The sequence below is a fragment of the Herbaspirillum lusitanum P6-12 genome (assembly GCF_000256565.1).
In the GTDB taxonomy this organism is placed as follows: domain Bacteria; phylum Pseudomonadota; class Gammaproteobacteria; order Burkholderiales; family Burkholderiaceae_D; genus Herbaspirillum; species Herbaspirillum lusitanum.
Genome location: NZ_AJHH01000669.1, coordinates 1 through 4,490, shown reverse-complemented (window position 1 = coordinate 4,490; position 4,490 = coordinate 1). Strand labels below are relative to the sequence as shown.

At 62.6% G+C, this 4,490-nt stretch carries 6 protein-coding genes and 1 pseudogene; 2 read left to right on the top strand and 5 right to left on the bottom strand.

Going from position 1 to position 4,490, the window contains the following annotated elements; genetic code table 11:
* The 5 genes and pseudogenes from HLUSI_RS0121835 to HLUSI_RS0121815 all read right to left on the bottom strand — a co-directional run.
* Positions 1 to 656, bottom strand: a 656-nt coding sequence (locus tag HLUSI_RS0121835; protein WP_016835994.1) for an NAD(P)H-dependent glycerol-3-phosphate dehydrogenase, incomplete at its 3' end; no start/stop codon positions are given.
* Positions 657 to 710: 54 nt separating this feature from the next.
* Entirely contained in the window at positions 711 to 1,175 is a 465-nt protein-coding gene (locus HLUSI_RS0121830; RefSeq protein WP_029363874.1) for an SH3 domain-containing protein, read from the bottom strand.
* A gap of 156 nt (positions 1,176 to 1,331) precedes the next feature.
* Positions 1,332 to 1,797, bottom strand: a pseudogene (gene secB, locus HLUSI_RS30050) (protein-export chaperone SecB).
* 67 nt (positions 1,798 to 1,864) lie between these two features.
* Positions 1,865 to 2,125 (bottom strand): glutaredoxin 3, encoded by a 261-nt coding sequence (gene grxC / locus HLUSI_RS0121820; RefSeq protein ID WP_016835992.1) that lies wholly within the window; start codon positions 2,123 to 2,125, stop codon positions 1,865 to 1,867.
* Positions 2,122 to 2,538, bottom strand: a complete 417-nt coding sequence (locus HLUSI_RS0121815; RefSeq protein WP_016835991.1) for a rhodanese-like domain-containing protein — start codon at positions 2,536 to 2,538, stop codon at positions 2,122 to 2,124. Before HLUSI_RS0121815 ends, grxC begins: the two co-directional genes overlap by 4 nt.
* A 111-nt stretch (positions 2,539 to 2,649) precedes the next feature.
* Here HLUSI_RS0121815 and gpmA point away from each other — a divergent pair, with 111 nt between their 5' ends.
* Positions 2,650 to 3,396, top strand: a complete 747-nt coding sequence (gene gpmA, locus HLUSI_RS0121810) for a 2,3-diphosphoglycerate-dependent phosphoglycerate mutase (protein WP_016835990.1) — start codon at positions 2,650 to 2,652, stop codon at positions 3,394 to 3,396.
* A 14-nt stretch (positions 3,397 to 3,410) separates the two neighbouring features.
* Positions 3,411 to 4,490 (top strand): murein hydrolase activator EnvC family protein (locus tag HLUSI_RS30045; protein ID WP_016835989.1); only part of this gene is annotated, 1,080 nt, incomplete at its 3' end.

Below are 4,490 nucleotides of genomic sequence, written 5' to 3'. Positions count from 1 at the left end.
AGGCCGCGCGTGATCAGCGCTGCGCGCGCGTTCAATCCCAGTTGCAGGCCGTCGGCCGCGCCGGTGGCGATGGCCAGGATGTTCTTCACGGCGCCGCCGATTTCCACGCCGATCAGATCGTCGCTCGAATAGACGCGCAGGTTGCCGCCGTGCACCGCGCTGACCACGCGCTCGCACAGGGCCTTGTCATGGCTGGCGATGGTCAGGGCGCAGGGCAGGCCGCGCGCTACTTCCTGGGCGAAGGACGGGCCCGACAGCGCGCCGGCCGGAATCTTGTCGCCCAGCACTTCGCGCACGATCTGATGCGGCAGCAGCCGGGTTTGTTCTTCCAGTCCCTTGCACAGCCAGACGATGTTGGCGATCGGATGATCGCGCAGCGTTTCCGCCAAAGCGCGCAGGCCGGATACCGACGAGGCCACGATCAGCAGATTGTCGGGGTTGGCGGTGACGTGTTCAACCGTCCTCGCAAAATCGCCGGTGACGATGAGCGACTCCGGCAGATGGAAGCCGCGCAGGTAAGCCATGTTTTCGCGTTGCAGGGACGCTTCCTGCATGGCCTGGCCATTGCGGCCCCACAGCACGACCTGATGCCGCTGCGCCAGCACGATGGCCAGCGCAGTGCCCCAGGCGCCGGCGCCGAGTATGGAAATATTCATGAAGATTCGCTTGTAGAGGCCGGAATGGGGAGAGTATGCGCCCGTTGCCCGGGCTTAATCGCCCCAGACCTCGGATGCCTTGACGAAGCCGCTCTGGCCGTCGCGGTGCTTGACCTTGATCCAGCCGCCGGACACCGGCGTGGCGTCGGTCAGCTCCAGCAAGACGTTCTTGTCGGCGCTGAATACGGTGGCGCTGTTGTCGTCGGCGGCCGCATGGACCTTGGCGTTGGCGACGCTGACCACGACGTTGCGCTTGGTCGTCAGCGATTTGGACATGACCCAGGACAGCGTGCCGGCCGCATCGCGCACCTTGCTCCACTCGCCGTAGGTCAGCACGACTTCTACCGGCATGCCGCGCGGCGCCACGAAGACGCGGCGACCTTTTTCGGATGGGGCGTCATACAGCACGGCCGGCGCGGCGCCGACTGACTTGAAGTCGAGCGCAAAGGCGGGCGCTGCCGCGGCCGAGCCGAGGATCAGGGTGGAAAGGATGAGAGAGGCGCGAGGGGAAAATTTCATGGACTTGCTCCGCTGGAGAGGTTGAGGCCGTGCATGGCGCGGATGGTCGCCGCGCACGGCATCGGAATAGCAGGGTACAACGGTAAAACGCTGGTAAAACGCCGGCCGCAGCGCGCTCCGCGTGGAACGGAACGGCGTGCGGCGGATGAAGCGAGATCAGTTGACGGTGGTGGTGCCGTTGACCAGCGTGCCGTCGGTCTGTTGTTCGGCCAGCGAAATTGATTTCTGCCAGGTGGATCGGCGGGAAACCGGCGCGGGTGATCACATCGGCGATGTTGGCGCGCAGGTAAGGATAGATGATGTTCGGGCAACCGATGCCCAGCAGCGGATCCAGTTGCTCGGCAGGAATGTTGCGCACTTCGAAGATGCCGGCTTGCTTGCCTTCGACCAGGAACGCGACCTTGTCCTTGACCTTGGCGGTCACGGTGATGGTGACGGTGGATTCGAAGATGCCATCGGCCAGCGCTTCGGCGCCGACGTCGACCGCCACTTCGATCGCAGGCGCATCCTGTTCCAGGAAGATCGCCGGGGAGTTCGGTTGCTCCAGCGACAGGTCTTTCAGGTAGACGCGCTGGATCTGGAATACGGGTTGCTGTTCAGCTTGTTGGTTCTCTTCCGCCATGGAATGCTCTCGTTTCAGGTTGGATTAATGCGAATGGTAAAAATGCGAATGGATCAGCTCGAACGGCTCAGCCCTGCAGCAGCGGGTCGAGACCGCCGGCGCGGTCCAGTGCGCTGAGGTCGTCGAAGCCGCCGACGTGGGTGTCGCCGATGTAGATCTGCGGCACCGTGCGGCGACCGGTCTTCTCCATCATGATGTCCTTCTGCTGCGGATCGAGGTCGATGCGGATCTTTTCGATGTCCTCGACGCCCTTGCTCTTGAGCAGGCGCTCGGCCATCATGCAATAGGGGCACACGCCGGTGCTGTACATGAGGACGCGCGCTGTCATTTTGCCGCCTTCTGGCTGGCGGTCGGCAAGCCTTGCGCCTGCCAGGCCGCGATGCCGCCGGTCAGGCCGTGCACTTCGGTGAAACCGGCCTTCTTGAGGAGGCCCTCGGCCTTGGCGGTCTGCGTGCCGGACTGGCACACCACGATGACGTTCTTGCCCTTGAACTTGTCGAGTTCGGCGACGCGTTGCGACAAGTCCTTGAGCGGGATGTTGCGGGCGTCGCGGAGGTGGGCGGCGTTGAATTGCTCCACGTCGCGCACGTCCAGGACCAGGGTCTTGCCGGTATTGATCAGTTGAGTGGCTTGCAGCAACGTCAGCTTGCTGCCGCGCTGTTGCAGGAAGGGAATCAGCAGCGCGCCACCAGAAATGATGACCAGGCCGATCAGGAAAATATTGTCTACGATGAATTTCACGGGATCTCAATGGGTTTACTGAATCCCGGCATTATAAAATAGAAGCTGACACGCTATTTGATTCTTCCTTTGCTATTTTCTCATCCCTCCCATTTCTCACGAATCCACACTATGTACAAAATCGTTTTCATGCGCCACGGCGAGTCTACCTGGAACCTCGCCAACCGTTTCACCGGCTGGGTTGACGTCGACCTGACCGAAAAAGGCGTGGCCGAAGCCAGGCAGGCCGGCAAGCTGTTGAAGGAAGCCGGTTTCACCTTCGACCTGGCCTATACCTCGGTGTTGAAGCGCGCCATTCGCACGCTGTGGACCACGCTCGACGAAATGGACCTGATGTATCTGCCGGTGCAGCACGACTGGCGTCTCAACGAACGCCACTACGGCGCGCTGCAAGGGCTGAACAAGGCGGAAACCGCCGCCCAGTACGGCGATGAGCAGGTGCTGGTCTGGCGCCGCAGCTACGACACGCCGCCGCTGCCGCTGGAGCCGACTGACCCGCGCGCGTCCTACAACGACCCGCGTTATGCCAGCCTCAAGCGCGAAGACATCCCGCTGACCGAATGCCTCAAGGACACCGTCGCGCGCGTGCTGCCGGCCTGGAACGACACCATTGCACCGGCCATCCGTGCCGGCAAGAAGATCATCATCTCGGCCCACGGCAACAGCCTGCGCGCATTGATCAAGTACCTTGACGGCATCAGCGACAACGACATCGTCGGCCTCAACATCCCCAACGGCCAGCCGCTGGTGTATGAACTGGATGCCGACCTCAAGCCGATCAAGAGTTACTATCTGGGCGACCAGTCGGCCATCGACGCGGCGCTCAAGGCCGTGGCAAATCAAGGGAAAACGAAATAACTAAGCTTTTTTGCATGACGAATGTGCTGAGGACGGCATTGCGGCACTGGCGCGCCGGCAGACCGGCGGCTCTCGGCGCTGCGGCATTGGCCGCAGCGTTGTGTTTGCCGTCGCCGGTCGGCGCCCAAGTCACCGAACGCGCCAAACAAAAGCAGGCGGCTGAGAAAGAGCGCGCCGACCTGCAGCAAAAACTGGCCAATCTCAAGCGCGACATCGACAAGACCGAGACCGCCAAGGGCAACGCCGCCGATGCGCTGGCCGAGTCGGAGCAGGCGATCTCCAAGGCCAACCGTTCGCTGCGCGAACTGAGCCAGGAGCAGGCCGGCACCGAAGCCAAGCTCAACGTGCTGGTGAAGCAGCAGGCCGAGCTGTCCGGCGTGGTCAACAGCCAGCAGGCGCAATTGTCGAAACTGCTGCGCGACCAGTACGTGGCCGGCAACGAGGATCGCATCAAGCTGCTGCTGTCCGGCGACAATCCCAATCGCATCAACCGCGAGCTGCAATATATGGGCTACGTATCGCAGGCGCAGGCGAAACTGATCGAAACGTTGCGCGTGAACCTGCAGGCCATCAAGGACAACAAGGCTGCGACCCAGAACGCCAAGTTCGAACTGGAAGAAATCGCCCAGGAAGAGAACGAGCAAAAGAAGCTGCTGGAGAAGGAAAAGGCCAAGCGCGGCACATTGCTGGCGCAACTGTCGACCAAGCTGAACACGCAGCGCAAGGAAGTCGGCAACCTGCAGCGCGACGAGCAGCGCCTGTCCGGCCTGGTCGACAAGCTGGCGCAGCTGATCGAAGACCAGAAGAAGGCCGAAGCCGCGGCGCGTGAAAAGCGGCGGCAGGAACAATTGGCCAAAGCTAAAGCCGAACACGAACGGCGCGCAGCTGCGGCCGCCCAGCAAGCCAGGGCCGCGCCGGGAACCAAGGTCAAGCCGGCGCCGTCGGACACCATCGACGACGATGAAGCGCCGCAATCGCTGGGCCGCAACGAAGCCACGCCGTCGCCGGAAGAAAATTTCGGTAAACCTTTCGCCAGCCTGCGCGGCCAGCTGCGCCTGCCGGTGCGCGGCGACCTGATCGCCAAATTCGGCGGC